General features: G+C 73.7%; 13 protein-coding genes. 8 read left to right on the top strand and 5 right to left on the bottom strand.

The genetic code is table 11. The features are described 5' to 3' along the window. Positions 1–11 precede the first annotated feature (11 nt). Positions 12–698: a (2Fe-2S)-binding protein gene (locus tag VKZ81_RS06595; protein ID WP_324240528.1), complete on the bottom strand. Its 687-nt coding sequence runs from the start codon at positions 696–698 to the stop codon at positions 12–14. 483 nt (positions 699–1,181) lie between these two features. Here VKZ81_RS06595 and gltB point away from each other — a divergent pair, with 483 nt between their 5' ends. Both gltB and VKZ81_RS06585 read left to right on the top strand, forming a co-directional pair. Continuing rightward, entirely contained in the window at positions 1,182–5,717 is a 4,536-nt protein-coding gene (gene gltB / locus VKZ81_RS06590) for a glutamate synthase large subunit (protein ID WP_324240527.1), read from the top strand. A gap of 45 nt (positions 5,718–5,762) precedes the next feature. Then, positions 5,763–7,217, top strand: a complete 1,455-nt coding sequence (locus VKZ81_RS06585; RefSeq protein ID WP_324240526.1) for a glutamate synthase subunit beta — start codon at positions 5,763–5,765, stop codon at positions 7,215–7,217. A 55-nt stretch (positions 7,218–7,272) separates the two neighbouring features. Here VKZ81_RS06585 and VKZ81_RS06580 read toward each other — a convergent pair whose 3' ends face one another. After that, complete coding sequence (locus tag VKZ81_RS06580; protein ID WP_324240525.1) at positions 7,273–8,331, bottom strand: methyltransferase domain-containing protein; 1,059 nt, start codon at positions 8,329–8,331, stop codon at positions 7,273–7,275. A gap of 73 nt (positions 8,332–8,404) precedes the next feature. Next, positions 8,405–11,029: an ATP-binding protein gene (locus VKZ81_RS06575; protein WP_324240524.1), complete on the bottom strand. Its 2,625-nt coding sequence runs from the start codon at positions 11,027–11,029 to the stop codon at positions 8,405–8,407. A gap of 174 nt (positions 11,030–11,203) precedes the next feature. On the opposite strand from VKZ81_RS06575, the gene VKZ81_RS06570 reads away from it, so the two are divergent. The 4 genes from VKZ81_RS06570 to mmsB all read left to right on the top strand — a co-directional run bounded on the left by VKZ81_RS06570 (position 11,204) and on the right by mmsB (position 16,111). Beyond that, positions 11,204–11,833 carry a GNAT family N-acetyltransferase gene (locus tag VKZ81_RS06570; protein ID WP_324240523.1) on the top strand — a complete coding sequence of 210 codons (630 nt, stop codon included), beginning with the start codon at positions 11,204–11,206 and terminating at the stop codon, positions 11,831–11,833. Between the two features lie 243 nt (positions 11,834–12,076). Next, positions 12,077–13,243 (top strand): multiple monosaccharide ABC transporter substrate-binding protein, encoded by a 1,167-nt coding sequence (gene chvE, locus VKZ81_RS06565; RefSeq protein ID WP_324240522.1) that lies wholly within the window; start codon positions 12,077–12,079, stop codon positions 13,241–13,243. An 88-nt stretch (positions 13,244–13,331) separates the two neighbouring features. Beyond that, on the top strand, positions 13,332–14,870 hold the full coding sequence (mmsA, locus tag VKZ81_RS06560) for a multiple monosaccharide ABC transporter ATP-binding protein (RefSeq protein WP_324240521.1): 1,539 nt from the start codon (positions 13,332–13,334) through the stop codon (positions 14,868–14,870). After that, positions 14,867–16,111, top strand: coding sequence for a multiple monosaccharide ABC transporter permease (mmsB, locus tag VKZ81_RS06555; protein WP_324240520.1), 1,245 nt, complete (start codon positions 14,867–14,869; stop codon positions 16,109–16,111). Before mmsA ends, mmsB begins: the two co-directional genes overlap by 4 nt. Positions 16,112–16,117: 6 nt before the next feature. On the opposite strand, the gene VKZ81_RS06550 is transcribed toward mmsB, so the two are convergent. After that, on the bottom strand, positions 16,118–19,273 hold the full coding sequence (locus VKZ81_RS06550) for a hypothetical protein (protein WP_324240519.1): 3,156 nt from the start codon (positions 19,271–19,273) through the stop codon (positions 16,118–16,120). Positions 19,274–19,429: 156 nt separating this feature from the next. Here VKZ81_RS06550 and fxsT point away from each other — a divergent pair, with 156 nt between their 5' ends. Both fxsT and VKZ81_RS06540 read left to right on the top strand, forming a co-directional pair. Further along, positions 19,430–22,354, top strand: a complete 2,925-nt coding sequence (fxsT, locus tag VKZ81_RS06545; RefSeq protein WP_324240518.1) for an FxSxx-COOH system tetratricopeptide repeat protein — start codon at positions 19,430–19,432, stop codon at positions 22,352–22,354. Positions 22,355–22,564: 210 nt separating this feature from the next. After that, positions 22,565–23,152 (top strand): RNA polymerase sigma factor, encoded by a 588-nt coding sequence (locus tag VKZ81_RS06540; RefSeq protein WP_324240517.1) that lies wholly within the window; start codon positions 22,565–22,567, stop codon positions 23,150–23,152. Here VKZ81_RS06540 and VKZ81_RS06535 read toward each other — a convergent pair. Next, positions 23,131–23,610 carry a hypothetical protein gene (locus VKZ81_RS06535; RefSeq protein ID WP_324240516.1) on the bottom strand — a complete coding sequence of 160 codons (480 nt, stop codon included), beginning with the start codon at positions 23,608–23,610 and terminating at the stop codon, positions 23,131–23,133. The genes VKZ81_RS06540 and VKZ81_RS06535 overlap by 22 nt on opposite strands. Positions 23,611–23,715: the final 105 nt, after the last annotated feature.

Below are 23,715 nucleotides of genomic sequence, written 5' to 3'. Positions count from 1 at the left end.
AGGCGGCGCCTCTACGGGCCCGCGGGCCTGCCGGAGCGCAGCGGAGGCAGTCGGACACAGTCGTCGCACAGCCCGCCGCCGGGCACGCGGTAGTAGAGGCAACAGGTGCGGCGGCGGAAGGTCCAGACCAGGTCGGGGTCGCGCGGGGCCAGGAGCTCCCCCGCCCCCGCGAACGCACCGTGGGCGAGCACGGCCTCCGCCACCTCGGCCGCCCGGGCGGCCACCTCCGGTCGCCGCACCACGAGCAGCCGTTTGGCCGCGGCCACGGTGGATGCCGCGTTCCCCCACAGCAGCCGCGCGGCGACCGGGACCCGCGCGCGCACCTCGTCGGCCAGCGGCCCCAGCAGGTCTTCGAGCAGCGCGGGCAGGGCGTCGGCGGCCGCGGTCGAGCCGGCGTCGGTGCTGGGCGCCCACCCGCCGTCGCCCGTCCGGCTCCACCACAGCGTGGCGGGGGTGGGCGCCGGTACCTCCCCGTGCAGCACCGCCGCCGCGTACGGCGCGGACACCAGCTGCGCGGCGAACCCCTGGAAGGCGAGCGAGGCCGCGACCCGCTCGGCGCAGCCCAGCGCGCGGGCGACGTGCGCGATGCGCTCCTGCACCGGTTCCGGGTCGGTGAGACGGTGCTCACCGCGGCCGGCGCGCAGCGCGAAGAACGGGCCGAGACCGGCCACGTCGGCGAGCAGGGAACGCACGTCCACCCCGGCAGTGTGCGCCGGTCACATCCTGCGCACAGCCGCTCACGACGCGGGTAGGGTGGGGTCCGCGGGACCGACGCCGGGGTCACGCGGAAGAAACAGGCCGTACACATTACAGGCAGTACGGCCGATCCCGCGCGTTCAAGAACGGTCACTGTGGTCACTGCGGCTCTCACTGGCGAATCGCCGCCGCAACGTGCGACATTGTCTGCGCGAAACCGCACCCGCTGACGCGTGCGCGCTCGCACCGTGCGTAGAACCCGGCCGACGCCCCACCACGGCGCCCGGTCGTCGTGCCGGTGTCCGAGGCCCACAACGTCCGGACGCACGGTGCTGCGCTGCACACGGGGATCGACAGATCAGGCGGAGCGGGCAGGTCGGACCGATACTCCTCTTTTCCCAGCCCATCCACCCACCACACACTCGTCACATCGTCGTCCCGATGCTGGTGTCGGGGTGCACCGAGACGACAAGCAGGAGGCACTCTTGGCTGCGAACCCAGCGGGTACCTCGTCCGGGCTATACCGCCCGGAGTTCGAGCACGACGCCTGCGGCGTCGCCTTCGTCGCCGATCTCGCCGGTCGCCGCGATCACAGCATCATCCGCAAGGCGCTGACCGCGCTCCTGCGGCTCGAGCACCGCGGCGCCCGTGGCGCGGAGGTCAACACCGGGGACGGCGCGGGCATCCTCATCCAGGTGCCCGACGCCTTCTTCCGGGCCGTCGCGGGGTTCCCGCTGCCCGCCGAGGGCGCCTACGCCGTCGGCACCGCGTTCCTGCCCGCGGACCGGGCGGACGCCGACGCGGCCGTCGCCGAGATCGAGAAGCTCGCCGCCGAGGAGGGCCTGCAGGTCCTCGGGTGGCGCGAGCTCCCGGTCGACCCGGACGCCGCCGACCTGGGCCCGATGGCCCGCGCGGCCATGCCGAGCTTCCGGCAGCTGTTCGTCTCGGGCGTGCAGGGCGAGACCGGCATCGAGCTCGAGCGCCGCACGTTCTGCCTGCGCAAGCGCGCCGAGCACGCCACGGACGTCTACTTCCCGAGCCTGTCGCCGCGCACCATCGTCTACAAGGGCATGCTCGCCGAGCCGCAGCTCGAGGCCTTCTACCCGGACCTGTCGGACGAGCGTGTCGCGAGCGCGCTCGCCGTGGTGCACTCCCGGTTCTCCACCAACACGTTCCCGGCGTGGCCGCTCGCCCACCCGTACCGCTACGTGGCGCACAACGGCGAGATCAACACGCTGCGCGGCAACCGGAACTGGATGGCCTCCCGCGAGGCGCTGCTGCAGTCCGACCTCATCCCGGGCGACCTGTCGCGCCTGTCGCCGATCGTCACGCCCGACGCCAGCGACTCCGCCACCTTCGACGAGGTGCTCGAGCTGCTGCACCTGGGCGGGCGCAGCCTGCCGCACGCGGTGCTGATGATGATCCCGGAGGCGTGGGAGAACCACGAGGAGATGGACCCGGCCCGCCGGGCCTTCTACGAGTTCCACTCCACGCTGATGGAGCCGTGGGACGGGCCCGCGCTCGTCGCGTTCACCGACGGCACCCAGATCGGGGCGGTGCTCGACCGCAACGGCCTGCGGCCGGCCCGCTACTGGGTCACCGAGGACGGCCTCGTCGTGCTCGCCTCCGAGGTGGGGGTGCTCGACGTCGACCCGTCGGCCGTCGTGCGCAAGGGCAGGCTCGAGCCGGGCCGCATGTTCCTGGTCGACACCTCGCAGGGGCGCATCCTCGACGACGCCGAGATCAAGGGCGCGCTCGCCTCCGAGCACCCGTACGAGGAGTGGCTGCACGCCGGGCTGATCCACCTGGACGAGCTGCCGCCGCGGGAGCGCGAGGTCTTCGACCACGCCGCGATCACCCACCGGCAGCAGTCGTTCGGCTACACCGAGGAGGAGCTCAACCTCCTGCTCAAGCCGATGGCGGCCACCGGGGCCGAGCCCATCGGCTCGATGGGCAACGACGCGCCGCTCGCGCCGCTCTCGCAGCGCCCGCGGCAGATCTTCGACTACTTCACCCAGCTGTTCGCGCAGGTCACCAACCCGCCGCTGGACGCCATCCGCGAGGAGCTGGTGACCTCGCTGCAGAGCCTGCTCGGGCCGGAGCAGAACCTGCTCGAGGCCACGCCGGCGAGCTGTCGCACGGTCGTCGTGCCCTTCCCCGTGCTGGGCAACGACGACCTCGCCAAGATCATCCACATCAACGACGACGGCGAGCTGCCCGGGTTCACCTGCGTCACCGCCAAGGGCGTGTTCAAGGCCGCCGACGGCGGCGCGGGCCTCGAGCGGCGCCTCAAGGAGATCTGCACCGAGGTCTCCGAGGCCATCGAGGACGGCGCCCGGCTCATCGTGCTGTCCAACCGCGGCGTCTCTAAGGAGTTCGCGCCGATCCCGTCGCTGCTGCTCACCGGCGCGGTGCACCACCACCTCGTGCGGGAGAAGACCCGCAGCCGGGTGGGGCTCATCGTCGAGGCGGGCGACGCGCGCGAGGTCCACCACATCGCGCTGCTGCTGGGCTACGGCGCGGCCGCGGTCAACCCGTACCTCGCGATGGCCACCGTCGAGGACCTCGCCGCCCGCGGCGACATCCCCGGCGTCACCCCGGAGCAGGCGGCGCGCAACCTCGTCAAGGCGCTCGGCAAGGGCGTCCGCAAGACGATGTCGAAGATGGGCGTGTCGACGGTCGCCTCCTACACCGGCGCCCAGATCTTCGAGGCGATCGGGCTCGGCCCCGAGGTCATCGAGTCCTGCTTCGCGGGCACCACGTCCCGCCTCGGCGGCGTCGGCTTCGACGAGCTCGCCGAGGAGGTGCTGATGCAGCACCGCCGCGCGTTCCCGCCGGACGACGTGCGCCCCCACCACCGCACGCTGCCGGTGGGCGGCGAGTACCAGTGGCGCCGCGAGGGCGAGCTGCACCTGTTCAACCCGCAGACGGTGTTCAAGCTGCAGCACTCCACGCGGCAGGGCCGCTACGAGATCTTCAAGGAGTACACGCGCGCCGTCGACGAGCAGGCGGGGCGGCTCATGACGCTGCGCGGCCTGTTCAAGTTCAAGCAGGGCGTGCGCCCGCCGGTACCGATCGACGAGGTCGAGCCGGTCGAGGAGATCGTCAAGCGGTTCGCGACCGGCGCCATCTCCTACGGCTCGATCTCGCAGGAGATGCACGAGACCCTCGCCATCGCGATGAACCGCCTCGGCGGCAAGTCCAACACCGGCGAGGGCGGCGAGGACCCCGAGCGCTTCGTGATCGACGCCAGCGGCGACTCGCGGCGCAGCGCGATCAAGCAGGTGGCCTCCGGCCGCTTCGGCGTCACCAGCGAGTACCTGGTCAACGCCGACGACCTGCAGATCAAGATCTCGCAGGGCGCCAAGCCGGGCGAGGGCGGTCAGCTGCCGGGCGCGAAGGTCTACCCGTGGATCGCCAAGACCCGCTACTCCACGCCGGGCGTCGGGCTGATCTCACCGCCGCCGCACCACGACATCTACTCGATCGAGGACATCAAGCAGCTCATCCACGACCTCAAGAACGCCAACCCGCGCGCCCGCATCCACGTCAAGCTGGTCAGCCAGGTCGGTGTGGGCACGGTCGCGGCGGGCGTGGCGAAGGCGCACTCCGACGTCGTGCTCATCTCGGGCCACGACGGCGGCACCGGCGCCTCCCCGCTGTCGTCGATCAAGCACGCGGGCGGGCCGTGGGAGCTGGGGCTCGCCGAGACCCAGCAGACGCTGCTGCGCAACGGCCTGCGCGACCGGATCGTGGTGCAGGCCGACGGGCAGCTCAAGACCGGCCGCGACGTCGTCATCGCCGCGCTGCTCGGGGCCGAGGAGTTCGGCTTCGCCACCGCGCCGCTGGTGGTGTCGGGCTGCGTCATGATGCGCGTCTGCCACCTCGACACCTGCCCGGTCGGCGTCGCCACGCAGAACCCGGAGCTGCGCAAGCGGTTCGACGGGCGGCCGGAGTACATCGTCAACTTCATGCGCTTCATCGCGCAGGAGGTGCGCGAGTACCTCGCCCAGCTCGGGTTCCGCTCCATCGCGGAGGCCGTCGGCCACGCCGAGATGCTCGACGTCGACGACGCCGTGCGGCACTGGAAGACCGAGGGGCTCGACCTCTCGCCGATCTTCGAGGTGCCGCCGCTGCCGCCGGGCGCCGCGCGTCACCAGACCCGCAAGCAGGACCACGGCCTGGACAAGGCGCTGGACAACACCTTGATCCAGCTGTCGGAGGGGGCGCTGTCCTCCGGCGACAAGGTCCGGCTCGACCTGCCGGTGCGCAACGTCAACCGCACCGTCGGCACGATGCTCGGCTACGAGCTCACCCGGCGGTGGGGCGGCGAGGGCCTGCCCGACGACACGATCGACGTGACGCTCACCGGCTCGGCCGGCCAGAGCTTCGGCGCGTTCGTGCCGAAGGGCATCACGCTGCGCCTGGTCGGGGACACGAACGACTACTTCGGCAAGGGGCTCTCGGGCGGCCGGCTCACGCTGCGCCCGCACCCGTCGGCGCCGTTCGCGGCCGAGGAGAACGTCATCGCGGGCAACGTCATCGGCTACGGCGCCACCTCGGGTGAGATGTTCATCCGCGGCGTCGTCGGCGAGCGGTTCTGCGTGCGCAACTCGGGCGCGCTCGCCGTCGTCGAGGGCGTCGGCGACCACGGCTGCGAGTACATGACGGGCGGCCGCGTGGTGGTGCTCGGCAAGATCGGGCGCAACTTCGCGGCCGGCATGTCCGGCGGCATCGCCTACGTGCTGGACCTGCCCCGGCACCGGGTCAACGGCGAGATGGTCGACATCGACCCGCTCACCGACGACGACCGGGTGTTCCTGCGCGACACGGTCGAGCGGCACTACGCCGAGACCGACTCGGCCGTGGCCCGCGCCCTGCTGACCGACTGGGACGTCAACGTCGAGCGGTTCGGCAAGGTCATGCCCAAGGACTACAAGCGGGTGCTGCGCGCCCGCGCCGCGGCCGAACGGGAGGGCCGTGACGTGAACGAGGCGATCATGGAAGCGGCGCACGGATGAGCACGGACGTGAACGAGGCGACAGCGACATCCAGGGAGGCCGCGCATGGCTGACCCGAAGGGCTTCCTGAAGTTCCCCCGCGAGACCCCCACCCGCCGGCCGGTGCCGCTGCGCCTGCGGGACTGGTCGGAGGTCTACGAGGAGTTCCCGGACGACAAGCTGGAGCGGCAGGCCAGCCGCTGCATGGACTGCGGCATCCCGTTCTGCCACCAGGGCTGCCCGCTGGGCAACCTCATCCCGGAGTGGAACAACCTCGTCCACCGCCACGACTGGCGCGAGGCGATCGAGCGGCTGCACGCCACCAACAACTTCCCGGAGTTCACCGGGACGCTGTGCCCCGCCCCGTGCGAGGCGGCGTGCGTGCTGGGGATCAACAGCGACCCGGTCACGATCAAGCAGGTCGAGCTGCAGGTCATCGACCACGCGTTCAAGGAGGGCTGGGTCACCCCGCAGCCGCCGGTCACCAAGACCGGCAAGAAGGTGGCGGTGGTCGGCTCGGGTCCGGCCGGGCTCGCCGCGGCCCAGCAGCTCACCCGGGTCGGGCACGACGTCGTGGTCTTCGAGCGGGCCGACCGCATCGGCGGGCTGCTGCGCTACGGCATCCCCGAGTTCAAGATGCAGAAGAGCCGGCTGGACCGGCGCCTGCAGCAGATGCGGGCCGAGGGCACCCGGTTCCGCGCCTCCACCGACGTCGGCACCGACATCACGGCCGAGCAGCTGCGGGAGGAGTACGACGCGATCGTGCTCGCGGGCGGGGCCACCGCGTGGCGCGACCTGCCCGTCCCCGGGCGCGAGGTCGAGGGCGTCTACCAGGCGATGGAGTACCTGCCGTGGGCCAACCACGTGCAGCAGGGCGACATCGACGCCCCGCCGATCACGGCGGAGGGCAAGGACGTGGTGATCATCGGTGGCGGTGACACCGGCGCCGACTGCCTCGGCACCGCGCACCGCCAGGGCGCGCGCTCGGTCACCCAGCTGGAGATCATGCCCATGCCGCCGGAGCAGCGGACCCCGGGCATGCCGTGGCCGACCTACCCGATGGTCTACCGGGTCTCGTCGGCCCACGAGGAGGGCGGCCAGCGGCTGTACTCGGTGAACACCACCGAGTTCCTCGCCGACGCCGACGGCAAGCTGCGCGGGCTGCGGATCGTCGAGGTGCGCCGCGACTCCAGCGGCCGTTTCGTGCCGATCGAGGGCACGGAGCGGGAGCTGCCCGCTCAGCTCGTGCTGCTGGCCATGGGCTTCCTCGGCCCGGAGAAGGGCAAGCTGCTCACCGACCTCGGGGTGGAGCTGGACCAGCGCGGCAACGTCGCCCGCGACGCCAACTTCATGACCAGCGTCGAGGGCGTGTTCTCCGCGGGCGACATGGGCCGCGGGCAGAGCCTGATCGTGTGGGCCATCGCCGAGGGTCGCTCCGCGGCCGCCGGGGTGGACGCCTACCTGACCGGGCGCGACGTCCTGCCCAAGCCGATCGCGCCGACGGACCGGCCCATCTCCTGACCGCGCACGACCAGCGGCCCTCCCGCCCCGCGCGGGAGGGCCGCTCGCGCGTCGGTCATCCCTCCAACCGGTAGACCCGGAAGAACCCGGCGTCGACCTCGGCGACCCGGGTGGAGGCGAAGCCGGCCTGCGCGGCGAGCCGCCGGACGTCGTCCTCGCGCAGGACGGTGCCCAGGCCGGCCGACGGCTGCTCGGCGAGCGAGGCGGGCAGGCAGTGCGCGATGCTCCAGCCGTACATGAGCCGCTCGATCGCGTCGCCGGGCGCGGTGAACGTGGCCGCCACCTTCTCGTCGACGACGATCACCGAACCGCCGTCGGCGAGCGCCTTGCGCCAGGCCGCGAGCCCTTCCACCGGGCGGGCCATGTCGTGCAGGGCCTCGAGCACCACCACGAGGTCGAACGGCCCGTCGGCCGCGACCGCCTGGGCGTCCGCCTGCACGAACCGGACCCCGACGCCCGCGGCCTCGGCGTGCGCCCGCGCCTCGGCCACCGAAGCCTCGTCCAGGTCGTAGCCGATCACCTCGGCCTGCGGGTAGGCGCGGGCCATGGCGATCGTCGACCAGCCGTGGCCGCAGCCGACGTCGGCGATCCGCGCCCCCGGCCGCGACAGCCGCTCGGTGACGCCGGCGGCGGGCAGCCAGCTGCCGGTCAGGTCGCTCGCGAACGCGGGTCGGTTCATGCCGCCCTGCCCGCGCCGGAACTCGGGGCCGTAGTGGGAGTACGGCACCCCGCCGCCGGTCCGGTAGGCCTCGACGACCTCGTCGAGCACCTTCCCGACGCCGACGACCGCGTCGGCGAACGGGGCCAGGTGCGCCGGGTGCTCCGGGTCGACGAACACCCCGACGTGGTCGGCGGGCAGCCGGTAGCGGCGGGCGTCGGCCGGGCGGGACGGGTCGTCGACCGCCACGAACCCCGCGACGGCCTGCTGCTCCAGCCACTCCTGCGCGTAGCGGGGGTGGATGCCGGCCGCCTCGGCGAGCTCGGGCGCGGTGAGCCTGCCGCGCTCGGCCAGGCTCCGGTACAGGCCGAGCCGGGTGCCGAGGTAGACGCCGAAGAGCTCGAGCGTGCCGGTGGCCGCCTCGAGGAGGCGCTCGTCCAGGGTGGGCGTGGGCATGGTCTCTCCTTGCTGGATCGGTCCTTCGCCGTCGAAGGCGGGAGGTGTGGCCGCGCGCCCGTGAGGTCGCGCCTCACAGCTCCCACGTGACCGGCGTCACCGGGTGGTAGGAGCACCAGGTGCCGGTCCGCACCGACTCCCTCAGGTGCTTGCCGAGCGCCGGGTGCTCCTCGCCGATGCGGTCGACGGCCGCCTTGATGCGCCACCGGACCGCCGTGCGGGCGCGCTCGCTGCTGCTGCCCGCGCGCCGGGCCCGCCCGCCCAGCCCGGTCGCGGCGGTGAGGTGGTCGACGAGCAGCTCCATCTCGAGCCGGGCCTTCTCGGCGGCCGCGGTGTCGTGCGCGTCCTCGGCCTCGGCGAGCTCCTCCTGCAGCTCGACGATCCGCGCCTCGTAGGCGCGCCGCGCCTGCGCGTCGAGCACCGGCCCGGTGTCCGGGGCCTCGACCGCCGCGCCCATGAGCTCCGCGGCGTGGAGCTCGCGCCCCGGGGCGGCCAGCAGCACCGCCAGGTCGCGCAGGCCCTTGCTGTCGGGCAGCCGGACGGTCACCCCCTCGAACGCGAGCGTCCACACGGCCCCCTCGCGGCGGAACACCGAGGCCGACGGCGCCCGCTCTGGGGGCCGGTCGCCGGGCTCCGCGATCGCGGCGAGCACCTCCCGGGCGCGGGCGACCGCGACCGCGGGTGGCGGGGCCGGGCCGGGATCGGCGGGGCGGGCGAGGCGGCGGGTGAGGGTGGCGCGCGCGAGCAGGTCCTCCAGGTCGGCCGCCGCGGGCACGTCGGCGGCGGCGAACAGCCCCGGGGCGGGCCGGCCGGCGGCGGCCGCGAGCCCGGCGACGCAGCGCAGGGTCGTGCGCACGTGCGCGTCGCCGTGGCGGGCGAAGTCGTCGAGGGTCTCCCGCAGCGACCGGGCCGCCTGCGCGCACCGCCCGACCCACAGGTCGAGCACGCCGAGGGCGCGGGTGGCGAGCGCCCGCCCCTGCGGGTAGCCGGACGTGTCCGCGCCCACCACCACCCCGGCGAGCACCTCGCGGGCCGCTTCGGGGTCGCGCAGCGCGAGCACGTGGCCGTGGACGAGGGCGCACCAGGACGCGAGCACTCCCCCCTCGGCCGCCGCGTCGGCCTGCGCGGCGCGCGCGGCGGCCACCGCCTCCTCCTCGCGGCCCACCGCGGCGAGCGCGATCGCCCGCAGGCTCTCCAGCTCGACGCGCCAGGGCGGCATGTCCTCGAGCCCGTCGGCGAGCGCCTCGTCGGCACGCTGCAGCGCGGCGGCGCCGTCGGCCCCCGCGAGGCTCGCGAGCACCAGCGCCCGCCGGGCGACGAACGCATCGGCCGGGCGGCCCGCTGCCTCGACGGCCGCCGTGGCGAGCCGGGCGCCGCGGTCGAGGTGGCCGGTCACGACGTGCGCGGTCGCGGCCACGCCCGCCACCTCCGGCCAGCCCGGCAGCCCCGGGTCGGGCCAGCGCTCGAGCAGCCGCTCGCCCCAGTCCGCCACCGGTTGGGCGCGGCCGTGGTGCACGTCGGCGCACCACAGCAGCCCGTAGAGCGCGAAGGCGCGGTCGGGCCGCTCGTCGCGCGCCAGCACGTGCCCGAGGGCGTCGTAGACGTCGTGGCGCAGCGCGTCCGCGGTGGCCGCGACGTCGGCCGACCAGGACCGCCGGTAGCGGGCGACCACGCCGCGGCAGTGCGCGGCGGTCCAGTCGACGCACCGGTTGGTGATCGTCTCGAACTCCCCGTTCGCGACGAGCTTCGCGCGCGCGTAGGCGCGGATCGTCTCCAGCAGCGAGTAGAACGTGCGCCCGCCGCTGCGGTGGACCTGCACCAGCGATCGGGCCACCAGCCGGTCGAGGTGGCCGATGACGTCGACCAGGTCCTCGTCCGGCTCGCCGCCGACGGCGTGGGCCGCCTCCGCGGTGAACCGCCCCTCGGACACGCCGAGCCGGGCGAAGAACCGCGCGGTGGCCGGCTCGAGCCGCTCGTAGGACCAGTCCACCAGCGCCTCCAGGCTGCGGTGGCGGGCCGGGGCGCGGCGGTGGCCGACGAGCAGGTCGAGCCTGCGGTCGAGGTGGGCGAGGATCTCGGCCGGGCTCAGCGTCGGGGTTCGGGCCGCCGCCAGCTCGATCGCGAGCGGCAGCCCGTCGAGGCGGCGGCACAGCTCGACGACCGCGGCCGCCGTGTCGGGGTCGAGCTCGATCGGCGAGCCCGCGGCCGCGGCGCGCGCGCAGAACAGCTGCACGGCGGGCGACGACGCCTCGCCCGTGGCGCCGTCGCCGACGGGGAGCGGGTCGAGCCGCAGCACGTGCTCGTCCGGCACCGCGAGCGGCTCGCGGCTCGTGGCCAGCACCGACACGCCCGGCGCGGCCGCGAGGAGCAGCTCGACCGCGTCGGCGGCGGCGTCGAGCAGGTGCTCGCAGTTGTCGAGCACGAGCAGCGCGGTCCGCTCCGCGAGCCCGACCAGCGCCGCCTCCCACGACGGGTACCCGAGCGCCTCCGCGACGGCTTCTGCCACCTGGTCGGGGCGGCTCCGCCGCGCCAGGTGGCAGACCGCGGCGTGCGGGGTCCGCGCGGCCACGGCCAGCGCGAGCCGCGTCTTGCCCACCCCTCCGACGCCGGTGATCGTGACCAGCCGCCGCACGCCGAGCATCCCGGTGAGCGTGGCCAGTTCGCGGTCCCGGCCCACGAGCGAGGGATCCGCGCTCATCCGTTGGCCCCCGTACCTCGCGTCGGGTCGGCCGATCACGGTACCGGCGGCGTCGGGCGCCGCCCAGCCACCGATCGGGCGCCTGCCCTGCGCCGGTGGGAGGTCCGGCCTCCCGGTGTGCGGCCCGGCCTCACGCCGCAGTGGTCGACAGCGTCCCGAGAACGAAGGAGCGTCATGAGCACGACCACCACCACCGCCCCCGAGCGGGCCGTCCGCCCCTCCGACGCGGCGGACCGCGACGCGGTCGCCGCGGTGCTGTCCGCGGCGTTCGCCGACGACCCCGCCTTCGGTTGGATCATCCCCGACCCCGCGCGCCGGGCCGCGGTGCTGCCCGGCCTGTTCGCGCTGTTCGCCGAGGCCTACCAGCCGCTGGGCGCCTCCCGGATCGTCGGGACACCCGCCGTCGGCGCCGCGCTGTGGGCGGGGCCGGGGCAAAAGGCCGTGGCCGAGGAGGACACCGACGAGTTCGGCGCCCGCCTGCAGGAGGCGTGCGGCGAGGACACCGGCCGGGTCGTCGAGGTGATCGGCCTGCTCGACGAGCAGCACCCGAGCGCGCCGTGCCACTACCTCAACCTGCTGGGCGTGGACCCGGTCCACCACGGCCGCGGGCTCGGCTCCGCGCTGCTGCAGGCGACCCTGCGACGCTGCGACACCGAGGCGAGCCCCGCCTACCTGGAGGCCACGAGCCCGCGCAACCGGCGGCTGTACGCGCGGCACGGGTTCGAGGTCGTCGGCGAGATCCGCCTGCCGGACGGCCCGCCGCTGTGGCCGATGTGGCGGGAGCCCGGTGCGCGGCGGCTGTGAGGACCCCCACCGACAACGCGTTGATCAGCGACGATGGCCCCTGGGCCGGGTGGAGGACCCCCGGTCCGGGGGCCATTTCGGTGACGAGGCGTGCCGAACGGGTGACGGTTGCGCGTGTGTTATCGGACCGTGACGGCCGCGTACGCCGGAGGGGTTGACGCTACCCCCTGTTAGCGCTCACATTGGGTCGCCCGCCCACCGCGGGACGGCCCGCTCGACGGGCAAGGATCTCGAGGAGGAGACGTGCACAGGAAGCTCGGATTGGTCGCAGCGGGCGCCGCCCTGGCGCTCGGCCTCGCGGCCTGTGCCGGCGGGGGCGCCGGCGGAGGGGGCGGCGCAGGTGGGAGCGACGCCGCGCAACAGGAGCCAGGCGACCTGCTCGTCGGCGTCTCGATGCCCACGCAGACCTCGGAGCGGTGGATCGCCGACGGCGAGTCGCTCAAGGAGCAGCTCGAGGCGGCCGGGTACCAGGTCAACCTGCAGTTCGCGAACGACGACATCCCGACGCAGTCCCAGCAGATCGACCAGATGATCACCCAGGGCGCGGACGCGCTGATCATCGCCGCGATCGACGGCACCGCCCTGTCCAGCCAGCTGGAGACCGCGAAGTCGCAGGACATCCCCGTCATCTCCTACGACCGGCTCATCCGCAACAGCCCGAACGTCGACTTCTACGTCACGTTCGACAACTTCCAGGTGGGCGTCGCGCAGGCCGAGGCCCTGCTGACCGGGCTGGGCATCAAGAACCCCGACGGGTCGGACGGCTCGGCCACGGGGCCGTTCAACATCGAGCTGTTCGCCGGCTCGCTCGACGACAACAACGCCTTCTACTTCTGGGACGGCGCGATGTCGGTGCTGCAGCCGCTGATCGACAACGGCACGCTCGTGGTCAAGAGCGGCCAGACCACGATCGAGCAGGCCGCCATCCTGCGCTGGCAGCAGGAGACCGCGCAGCGGCGCATGGAGGACCTGCTGACCTCCGCCTACAGCGACGGCAGCCGGGTCGACGGCGTCCTGTCGCCGTACGACGGCCTGTCCCGCGGCATCATCACCGCCCTGCAGAACGCCGGCTACGGCCCGACGATCGACAGCGGCGACAACCCGATGCCGATCGTCACCGGGCAGGACGCGGAGATCGCGTCGGTCAAGCTGATCGCCGACGGCGTGCAGAGCTCCACGATCTTCAAGGACACCCGCCTGCTGGCCGAGCAGGGCGCGCGGGCGGCGGAGGCGTTCCTGTCGGGCAACCAGCCCGAGGCCAACGACACCACGACGTACGACAACGGCGTCAAGGTCGTCCCGTCCTACCTGCTGCCGGTCGTGACGGTCTACCGGGACAACATCCAGTCCGCGCTCATCGACACCGGCTACTGGACGGCCGAAGAGGTCGCCAGCGGCCAGGCGAGCTGACGCGGAAACCGAGCACGGCGGGCCCCGGCTGCGAGAGGCCGCCGGGGCCCGCCGAACCACGTGGCAGCGCGAGAGATCGAAGAGGTCCATGGACGACTACATCCTGGAGATGCGCGGCATCACCAAGACCTTCCCGGGCGTCACGGCGCTGTCCGACGTGAACTTCGCGGTCCGGCGCGGTGAGATCCACGCGATCTGCGGGGAGAACGGTGCGGGCAAGTCCACGCTGATGAAGGTGCTCTCCGGCGTCCACGCGACCGGCGAGTACGACGGGGAGATCATCTACGACGGCGAGCCCGTGCGGTTCTCGGGCATCCGCGACAGCGAGAACGTCGGCATCGTGATCATCCACCAGGAGCTCGCCCTGGTCCCCTACCTCTCGATCGCCGAGAACATCTTCCTGGGCAACGAGCGCAGGGGGAGGAGCGGGCTCATCGACTGGAACCGGACCAACGCCGAGGCCGCGCGGCTGCTCGCCGAGGTCGGCCTCGACGAGAACGTGGTCACGCCGGTCGGCCAGCTCGGCGTCGGCAAGCAGCAGCTGGTGGAGATCGCGAAGGCCCTGTCGAAGGACGTGCGCCTGCTGATCCTCGACGAGCCCACCGCCGCGCTGAACGACAACGACTCGGCCCACCTGCTGGGCCTGCTGCGCAGGCTCAAGGAGCGCGGCATCACCTCGATCATGATCTCGCACAAGCTGAACGAGATCATGAGCATCGCCGACCGCACCACGATCCTGCGCGACGGGCGCACCGTCGAGACCATCGACATGCGCGACCCGGACGCCACGCAGGACCGCATCATCCGCGGCATGGTCGGCCGCCCCATCGAGAGCTTCTACCCGGAGCGCGAGTCCCACCCCGGTGAGGAGGTGCTGCGCGTCGAGGACTGGACGGTGTGGCACCCCACGCAGGACCGCAAGGTCGTCGACGGGGCGAGCTTCACCGTCCGCGCGGGCGAGGTCGTCGGGATCGCCGGGCTCATGGGCGCAGGCCGCACCGAGCTCGCGATGAGCATCTTCGGCCGCTCCTACGGGCGCAACATCTCCGGCCGGCTCTACGTGCGCGGCAAGCCGGTGAAGGCCCGCACCGTCGCCGAGGCGATCGAGGCCGGCATCGCCTACGCCACCGAGGACCGCAAGCGCTACGGCCTGAACCTCATCGACGACGTCCGGCACAACGTCTCGGCCGCGGGTCTGCGCAAGCTCGCCAAGCGCGGGTGGGTGAACGGCAACGAGGAGATCAAGGTCGCCGAGGAGAGCAGGCGCAGCCTCAACATCAAGGCACCGAGCGTGATGAGCGTCGTGGGCAAGCTCTCCGGCGGCAACCAGCAGAAGGTCGTGCTGTCGAAGTGGCTGTTCACCGACCCGGACGTGCTGATCCTCGACGAGCCGACCCGCGGCATCGACGTCGGCGCGAAGTACGAGATCTACCAGATCATCAACCGGCTCGTGGCGCAGGGGAAGGCCGTCCTCGTCATCTCGTCCGAGCTGCCGGAGCTGCTCGGCATCTGCGACCGCATCTACACGCTGTCCGCGGGCCGGATCACCGGTGAGGTGCCGGTGGCCGAAGCCACGCAGGAGAACCTGATGGCCCTCATGACCATGGAGAGGGAGTCTGCGGCATGACCAGGACCGCACCCCCGCAGGAGACGGCGCCCGAGGGCGCCACGACGTCGGCCGCGCTGCACACCGGCACGAGCAACGTCCGCGAGCTGCTCACCCGCAACCTGCGCCAGAGCGGCATCTACGTGGCCTTCGTGGCGATCATCGCGCTGTTCGCCATCCTGACCGGCGGCGTCTCGCTCAGCCCGATCAACATCACGAACATCATCCTGCAGTACTCCTACATCCTGGTGCTGGCCATCGGGATGGTCATCGTGATCATCGCCGGGCACATCGACCTGTCGGTCGGGTCGGTGGTCGCGCTGACCGGCGCGATCGCGGCGGTCCTCGTCATCCAGCAGGGGCTGCCCTGGTGGGTGGGGATCCTCGCCGCGTTGGCGGCCGGCGTGGTGATCGGTGCCTGGCACGGGTTCTGGGTCGCCTACGTCGGCATCCCGGCGTTCATCGTGACGCTGGCCGGCATGCTGCTGTTCCGCGGCCTCACCCAGCAGGTGCTGGGCAACATCTCGCTGTCGCCGTTCCCGTCCGAGTACCAGCTGGTGGCCACCGGCTTCATCAACGGGCTGCTCGGCGGTCCGGGCTACGACGTGTTCACCCTGGTCGTCGCCGCGATCGGGGTGGTGGGCTACGCCGTGGCCAGCTACCGCACCCGGCTGGCCCGGATCACCTACCAGCAGCCGGTGGAGTCGTTCCCGCTGTTCGTGGCGCGGATCCTGGTGGTCGGCCTGGTCGTCATGTACTTCGCGTGGCAGATCGCCAACGCCCGCGGCCTGCCGGTCGTGCTGATCATCCTGGGCGCGCTCGTGCTCATCTACGGGGTGCTCACCCGGCGGTCGGTGTTCGGGCGGCAGGTCTACGCGATCGGCGGCAACCTGGCGGCGGCGACCCTGTCCGGCGTGAAGGTCCGCGCGGTCAACTTCTGGATCTTCGTCAACATGGGCGTGCTGGCCGCGATCGCGGGGATCATCTTCTCCTCGCGGTCGAACGGCGCCCAGCCCGGCGCGGGCAACATGTTCGAGCTCGACGCGATCGCGGCGGCGTTCATCGGCGGCGCGGCCGTGACCGGTGGCGTCGGCACGGTCGTCGGAGCCGTGGTCGGCGGCCTGATCATGGCCGTGATGAGCAACGGCATGCAGCTCATGGGCATCGAGCAGCCGATCCAGTCGGTGGTCAAGGGCATCGTGCTGCTGCTCGCCGTCGCGTTCGACATCTACAACAAGCGGCGGGCCGGCTCCTCGCGCTGACGGTCCTCAGCCGGGCAGCACGATCCGGTAGTCGAACTCGCCCCCGGCCGGGGCGACGATCTCCAGGTCGTCGGTCATGACGCGGTGCAGCCGCAGCGTCTCGACGGTCGGCTCGTCGCGCGGGGCACGGGTGGCGGCGGAGAACTCGCAGCCCGCGCCGAGCTCGAGCCGGACGGCGAGGCCGTCGTCACCCTCGATCTCGGCGCTGCGGCCGTCCGCGGCCACGGTGACGGCCTGCCGCCTGCCCCGCATCGCCGCCGACCACAGGTCCACGCAGAACTCGTTCGCGACCCGGTGGCCGGGGAGCGTGTCCGCGTAGGAGACGTGCACGACCGGCCCGTCCAGGCGCACGGTCTTGCGGAAGCGACCGAACGCCGCGACGTCGTGCAGCACCACGCCGCGCTCCCCCGCCCGCTTCGCCCGGTGGTCCTCGGCGAGGCGGGCGGAGAGGGCGTCGAGGTCGTCCGGGGCGTCGGTGAGCGGGGCGCCCTCGCCGTAGGCGAAGGTGACCGCGTCCGGACCCGCGGGCAGCTCGTCGTAGGCGTTGAAGTTGTCCGGGTAGTACCAGTCGTACGCGTCGTCGCCCGCCGGGCTCGCGCCGATGGTGCCGCGGCTCGCGTCGACGTCGCAGGCGACGTAGGCGTGGTTCGGGGTCCAGACGGTGTTCTGCAGCACGAGGCCGTCGCACTGCACCCCGCTGTCGGCCGCCCAGTCCATGTCGAGGAACTGGTAGGCCTTGCACGTCCCGCTGACCGAGTACGGCCGCCCGTCCTTCATGCAGAACAGGTGGGTGATGCGGCCGCCGTTGCGGTCGAGCACCACGAGGGCCCGCGCGTTGTAGAGCACCGCGTTCGGCAGCGGGTCGTGGTCCCAGTGCAGCCCGCGTACCCGCCGCCACGGCGGCGCCGCGGCCGGGTCGACGGCGTCCTCCAGCTGCGCCACCCGGTCGACGACCGGGCCCGCGTCGCGGAAGGTGCCCTCCGGCCCGCCCCGCGCCCACTCCGCCCAGACCGCCGCGGCCAGGTAGACGTGCGCGTTGCGCAGCTGCAACGACTCGGCCAGCACGAAGTCCTCCGCATCCGCGCCGCCCGGCTGGTCCTCGGGCAGGCGGGCGCGCTTGGACCACTGCGACTCGTGCAGGCTGAGCGTGAGGTACAGCCGGGCGAGGTCGTAGAGCTGGTTGCGCCACTCGGCCGGGAAGCCCGCGATGGCCCGCTCGGCCCGCTTCGAGATCGCCTCGAGGTCCTCCCCCAGCCACTCGGCCCGCGTTCGCGCCCACGCCGCGTACCAGGTGTCGAACGCGAGGCCGAAGTCGCAGCCCGGCACCGGGTCCCGGTGCAGGCGCCACTCCTGTTCGATGTACGGGTCCGAGGCGCGCACGAGGTCGAGCTCGCCGACGCAGTCGGCGTCGGTGAGGTCGTCGGTGGTGACCACCTGCACCCACGGGTGGGTCGAAAGCCACGACAGCGCCGCCTGGTAGCGCTGGTTGAACTGCAGCTCGTTGCCGTGGTAGACGCCGTCGAACCAGCCGTTGCCGCTGGCCTTGTCGGCGTCGTCGGAGTAGACGAGCAGGTTGCCCCCGCGCAGCTGCGGCTGAGCGGCCAGCTCGATGAACTTGCGCCGCAGGTCGCGGGCGACCTTGCCGCGGTCGGCGTCGTGGTCGGCGTCGTGGTCGGCGGCGCCGAGCAGCCCGTCCTTGAGCTCCCGGTCGATGAACAGCACCTTCAGCCCGCTCGTGCGGTCGCGCCACAGGTACTGCCAGTTCACCCAGCGGCCGTCGGTCACCCGGCCCATCGGCGGACTCGGGTTGCGCACGACCGTGGCGGTGTCCTCCTCGCCGTTCTCGTGGCTGCCGCCGTCGACGACGAGGTACTCCACCCCCGCCTCCCGCAGGGCCTGCACGACGTTCGGCCCGTCGGTCAGGATGCGCGAGTCGGGGTAGTAGACCGGCCGGGTCTGCCCGAGGATCTCCCGCATCGCCTCCGAGCCGAACTCGATCGCGTCGCGGTTCGTCTCGGTCGCGTAGTACGGCAGCCGGTGCGCGCCGAACCCGGCGACGACCGGCACGAGCAGCCCGGCCTCGGCGTCCTCGCGCATCCGCTGCAGGTCCTCGGGGCAGTCGTGGGCGAGCAGGCCGAGCAGGCCGCCGTTCATCGCCCACATCTGCGGGATGCGGTAGCGGCGGTGCGCGTCGAGGGTGAACGCGTACCCGTCGCCGGTGCCCCGCTCCCTGCTGCCGGGGCGGCTGCTGTAGCTCGCGAGCTCGTCGCGCATCGTCACCTGGGCGTACGTGCGCGGCGGGTGGTAGTCGTCGTCGGCGGTGGCGAACAGGTCGTTGAGGCCCTGGATCGCGAAGTTGACGAACACGACCCGCGCGGTCCCCGCCTCGGCGGGCGCGGACAGGTCGACCTCGACCGGCTGCCCGTGGTGGGTGACGACCACGGGCGGCGGGCCGTCACCCGACCGCGGCACGGCCACCGTGACCGAGTCGGCCGCGATGTCGACCAGCGGCAGCGGGTCCGGCTGGGGTTCGCGCAGGTCGACGACCCGATCACCGACCCGGACCGCGAGGTCGGGCCGGTCACCGCGGTGGGCGAACAGGTCCACGACGTCGATGCGGATCTCGTCGCGGTCGCCCGCGTGCCGGTGGTAGAGCACCCACGCGTCGAGCGCGGCCCCCGGGTGCGGGATGTGGACCCGGCGGATGTCGTCGCGGGTGAACCCCGGGGCCACCGCGACCGTGGCGTACCGCGCGGAGCACGCGGTGGCGCCGCCGGCGAGGTCGACCTCCAGCGCGTACTCGACGCGGGCGCCCGCGGGCACGGCGGGCAGCCTGGCCTCGAGGTAGTGCGCGTGCCCCGACGCCAGCGCCTCGTCCAGGCCCACGTAGTAGGGCAGGTGGTCGAAGCGGAACTGGCCCTGGGCCCGCATCTGGCCGCGCATCCAGTCGGCGAATCCCTCGCGGATGCGGCGCACCCGCGCCCGGTGCGCCCACGGCCGCCCCTCCACCTCGGCGTGCAGCCGGTAGGACACGACCGGGAGGTGCCGCTGGTGGGTCTCGACCCGGAACGGGAGCAGGACGTCCAGCAGGCCCGGGTCGGTCGGCCCCGCGACCACCCGGGGATAGGAATCCGGCGCGAAATGGACGATCCGCTCGTTCATCGTCAGCTCCCCCCTCGGCACGCTACCCCCCGACGGGACCGGTCGCGCGCCGTAGCCGATCTGTTACGCGGACGTGCCCGTGGTGTGCACGTCATTGACGAGGCGTCACCGGTGCGGCAACGCTTGCTCCCTCGGCACGAAGGAGCGGCAGCAGTCGTGAGCGGCGCACGAACCCCGGTTCCAGGCGTCGTGCTGCACGTGCTCGGCGACTTCACGGCCACCGTGGACGGCCGCGAGGTCGCCCTCGGCGGCCCGCGCCAGAAGGCGGTGCTCGCGCGGATCCTCGCCGGCGGCGACGAGACGGTCTCGGCCGAGCAGATCGTCGACGACGTCTGGGGCGAGCGGTCCGCCGAGTCGACGGTCGCGTCCGTGCACGCGTACGTCTCGCGGTTGCGACGTGTGCTCGGCGCGGACGCCATCCCCCGGCGGGCCGGGCGGTACGTGATCGACCGCGACGCGGTCACCGTCGACGCCGACCAGTTCGTCGACGACGTGGCCAGGGGCCGCGAGGCGCTCGCGCGCGGCGCGGACGGCGCGGCCGCCGCCATCCTCGGCGCCGCCCTCGGCCGGTGGCGCGGACCCGGCGCGTTCGGCGCGATGCGCGAGATCCACTTCCTCGCGCCGCTCGCCACCAAGTGGGAGGAGCTGCGCGTGCTCGCCGCGGAGGCGCTGGCCGACGCGCACGCCCGGGCCGGCCGGGCGGGTGAGGACGTGGTGTTGCTGCAGGAGCTCGCCGAGCAGGACCCGCTGCGCGAGTCCGTGGCCGTCCGCCTGGTCCGGGCCCTGTACGCGGCGGGCAGGCAGGCCGACGCGCTGGCCGCCTACGAGCGGTGCCGGCACGCGCTCGCCGAGCAGCTCGGCGTCGACCCGACCCCCGAGCTGCGCCGGGTGCACGCGGCCGTCCTCGCCCAGGAACTGCTGCCCACGGCCGCCTCGTCGGTGCTGCCGACCAACCTCCCGCCGCGCAACCGCTCGTTCGTGGGGCGGGAGGACGTGCTCGCCGAGATCGGCGGGGTGCTGGACGACGACGCGCGCAGGCCGCGGGCCGTGGCGCTGGTGGGCCTCGCCGGCGTCGGGAAGACCGAGCTCGCGCTCGAGCTCGCCCACCGCAGGCACCGGGCCGGCCGCGTCGCGTGGTGGATCGCGGCGGAGGACCCGGCGGGCACCGCCACCGGGCTCGCCGACCTCGCGGCCGCGCTCGGCATCGCCCCGTACGAGCGCGGCGACGACACCCACGCCGCGCTGTGGGCCGAGCTGGACCGCACCCCCGGCTGGGTGCTGGTGTTCGACAACGCCGACGACCCGGCCCTGCTGGAGCCGTTCATGCCGGCCGCCCGGCACGGCGACGTTGTGATCACCTCACGCAACCCGGCGTGGCGTCGGCTCGCCCGGCCGGTCACCGTCTCGCCGCTGCGCAGGAGCGAGTCCGTCCGCTACGTCACCGACCGCACCGGCGACGGCGCCGACGAGGCCGACACGCTCGCCGAGCTGCTCGGCGACCTGCCGCTGGCGCTCGAGCAGGCGTGCGCCTACATCGAGCAGACGGGCATGTCCGTCCTCGACTACGTGCAGCTGTTCCGGGTGCGGCGGGAGAGCCTGCTGCTGCACGACCCGCTCGACTCCGGGCCCACCGTCGCCACCACGTGGGGCCTGGCCTTCGACCGCCTCCACGAGCGGTCGCCGCGCGCGGCAGGGCTGCTGGAGGCGATGGCGTTCCTCGCCCCGGACGCGGTCACCGTCTCGACGCTGCGCCGCCTCGGCCACCCCGAGCCGTTCGCCGACGAGCTCGACCTGCAGGACGCGCTCGCGGAGCTCCTGCGGCTGTCGCTCGTCGACCGCGACGCGGGGGTCGTGCGGGTGCACCGCCTGGTGCAGGACGTGGTGCGGGCCAGGATGCCGGACGGGGTGCGCAGGCACCGGCTCGCCGAGGCGGTGCGGGCCTGCACCGGCGCCGACGGCGAGGACGCGGGCGCACACCTGGTGAGCATCGCCGCCCACGCCGAGGCGCTCGACACCGTGCCCGACGGGCTGGTGGAGGGGCTCGCCGATCTCGCGGCCAGGCAGGCGGCCCGGGCGCTCTACCCGGCCGCGCAGCACGTGCTGGAGACGGCGCTGCGCCTGCACGAGGGATCCGGGGACCCGGTCCTGCACGGCAGGCTCGTGTGCCAGCTCGGCGAGGTGCTCGACGCCGCGGGCCACCTCGCCCCCGCGCTCGAGCTGCACCGGGAGGCGGTGCACATCCTCGACTCGTCGCTCGACCCCGACGACGTCGTGCTCGCGCACGCGTACAACCGGCTCGGGCACGTCCTGAACTGCGCCGACGACGCGGTGGCCGCCATCGAGGCCCACGAGCGCGCGCTGGTGGCCCTGCAGAAGGCGGGCCGGGACGACCTCGTGCCACCGGTGCTGACCGACCTCGGCTACACCCTGTGGGCCGCGGGCCGGCTCGGCCCCGCCGGGGAGGCGCTGCGGACGGCGATCTCGCTGCTGGAGGGCATGGGGCGGCGCGACGACCGCGACTGGGCCCACGCCACCGCCGGCCTGGGCATGGTCGAGCAGGACGGCGGCAACCTGGAGACGGCGGTGGCGCTGCAGCGCAGCGCGCTGGGGGTGTTCACCCGGGTCTGCGGCCCCGATCACCCCGACACCGCGCAGACGCTGGACAAGCTCGGCTACGCGCTGCGCCTGTCCGGCCGGGCGGACGAGGCGGCCGGCGTGCACCTGCGCGCGGTGCGGCTGCTGGAGCGCGTGTTCGGCCCCGAGGACTCGCGCGTGGCGATGGCGCTCACGAACCTCGGCCTCGCGCACGCCGACGCGGGGCGGCCGGGCGCCGCGGTCGAGGCGCAGGCGCGGGCGCGGCGCATCTTCCTCGCCGCGCTCGGCCCCGAGCACGCGAGCACCCTGCTCGCGGGCAGGCGGCTCGCGGTCGCGCTCGCCGCGAGCGGGAACACGGCCAGGGCACGCTCGCTGATGCGCACGGTCCTCGAGATCGCCGAGCGCAGGCTGGCCGACAACCCGACCGAGCGGGAGCGGCTCGCCGAGGACGCGGCGCGCGTGTTCGGGGCCGAGCCGACGGGCTGAAACGGTGGGGTGAGCGGCCCGCGCAGCCGTGTTCGATCGCCTCCGCTCCGCTCCGGCGTGCTCGCGGGCCCGGGGAGACGCCGTCCGCCCGCTCGCGCCACCGGGTTGCGAGCGGATGCCGGAACCCCCGCGCGCCCTCTTGGGCCATTGCAAGGTCGTTGCAAGCGGACCGCGTGAATGTGGCCTCCAGCTCGTTGTGGGGAGGCATCCATGGTCAGCCCCGATCCGGCGACGCCCGCGACACCGAGCACGGCACAGCTGGTCGCGGAGGCGTGCAACCGGCGCCCCGAGGCGTGGCGCGAGCTGACGGCGCGGTACGAGGGCCTGGTGCGCGCCGTCGTCGGCTCGTACCGGCTCCAGGAGGCGGACTTCGCCGACGCGGTACAGAACACGTGGCTGCGCGCCCTCGAACGGTTGCACACCGTGCGCGACCCCGACAGCCTCGGCGGCTGGCTCACGACCGTGGCCCGCCGGGAGTGCCTCGCGCTGCTGGCGAGGTCCCGCCGGGAGGCCCCGACCTGCGTGGACGAGGACCAGCTCGTCGTGGAGGACCCGGGGCCGGAGGCGCAGGTGCTGGCCGAGGAGGTCCGGCGCGCCGTCGCGCACGCCGTGACCGAGCTGCCGGTGAAGCCCCGCGCGCTGGTCAACGCGCTGTTCTCGACCCCGGAGCCCAACTACGCCGAGGTCTCGCGGCAGATGGGCCTGCCGATCGGCAGCATCGGGCCGACGCGGCAGCGGGCGCTGCGGACGTTGCGGTGCGGCCTGGCCCGGCTGGGTCAGGACGCCTGCGCGAGCTGACGCGGGCGGCGGAACCAGGCGTTCGCGGCCGGGCGGAACAGCAGCACGAGCGCGCAGAGCACGGCGACCAGGTGCGCGGTGCGCAGGGTCGCCGAGACGAGCGCGGGTGCGTCGGCCGTCAGCAGGAACAGGCCGGGTGAGCCGCCGGCCGCGAGCCAGGTGATCGGCTCGACCACGAGCGAGACGGTGCCGATCCCGCCGAGCAGCACGGCCACCGCCCACCGGACGGAATTGCGCCCGGTGGGCAGCGCGAGCACCAGCAGGGTGAGCGCCGCGTAGATGCCGAATCGGGTGGCGAGCTGGGCGACCGTCGGGGGTTCGGGCAAGAGCAGGTGGACGAACGCTTCCGCGGCGCCGGCCCCGATGGCCGAGAGCCAGAGCACCACGGACATGGACACGGCGGCGGGCACGGCTTCGGACCACGGTGTGGCCGCGTGGCGCGGTTCGGTGCTGGTCATGGCGTCGAGACTGCCGCGCGGCGGGGCCGCGGGGCCGCCCGGCGGGCCCTCGGACGCGGACGGGGGAAAGCCCCACCCCGGGTCCGCGAACCTCTGGCAGAAAAG

It is taken from the genome of Pseudonocardia sp. (assembly GCF_035305885.1).
Taxonomy (GTDB): domain Bacteria; phylum Actinomycetota; class Actinomycetes; order Mycobacteriales; family Pseudonocardiaceae; genus Pseudonocardia.
Note: the sequence above shows the minus strand (reverse complement) of the source record. Positions and strands in the feature narration are given on the sequence as shown.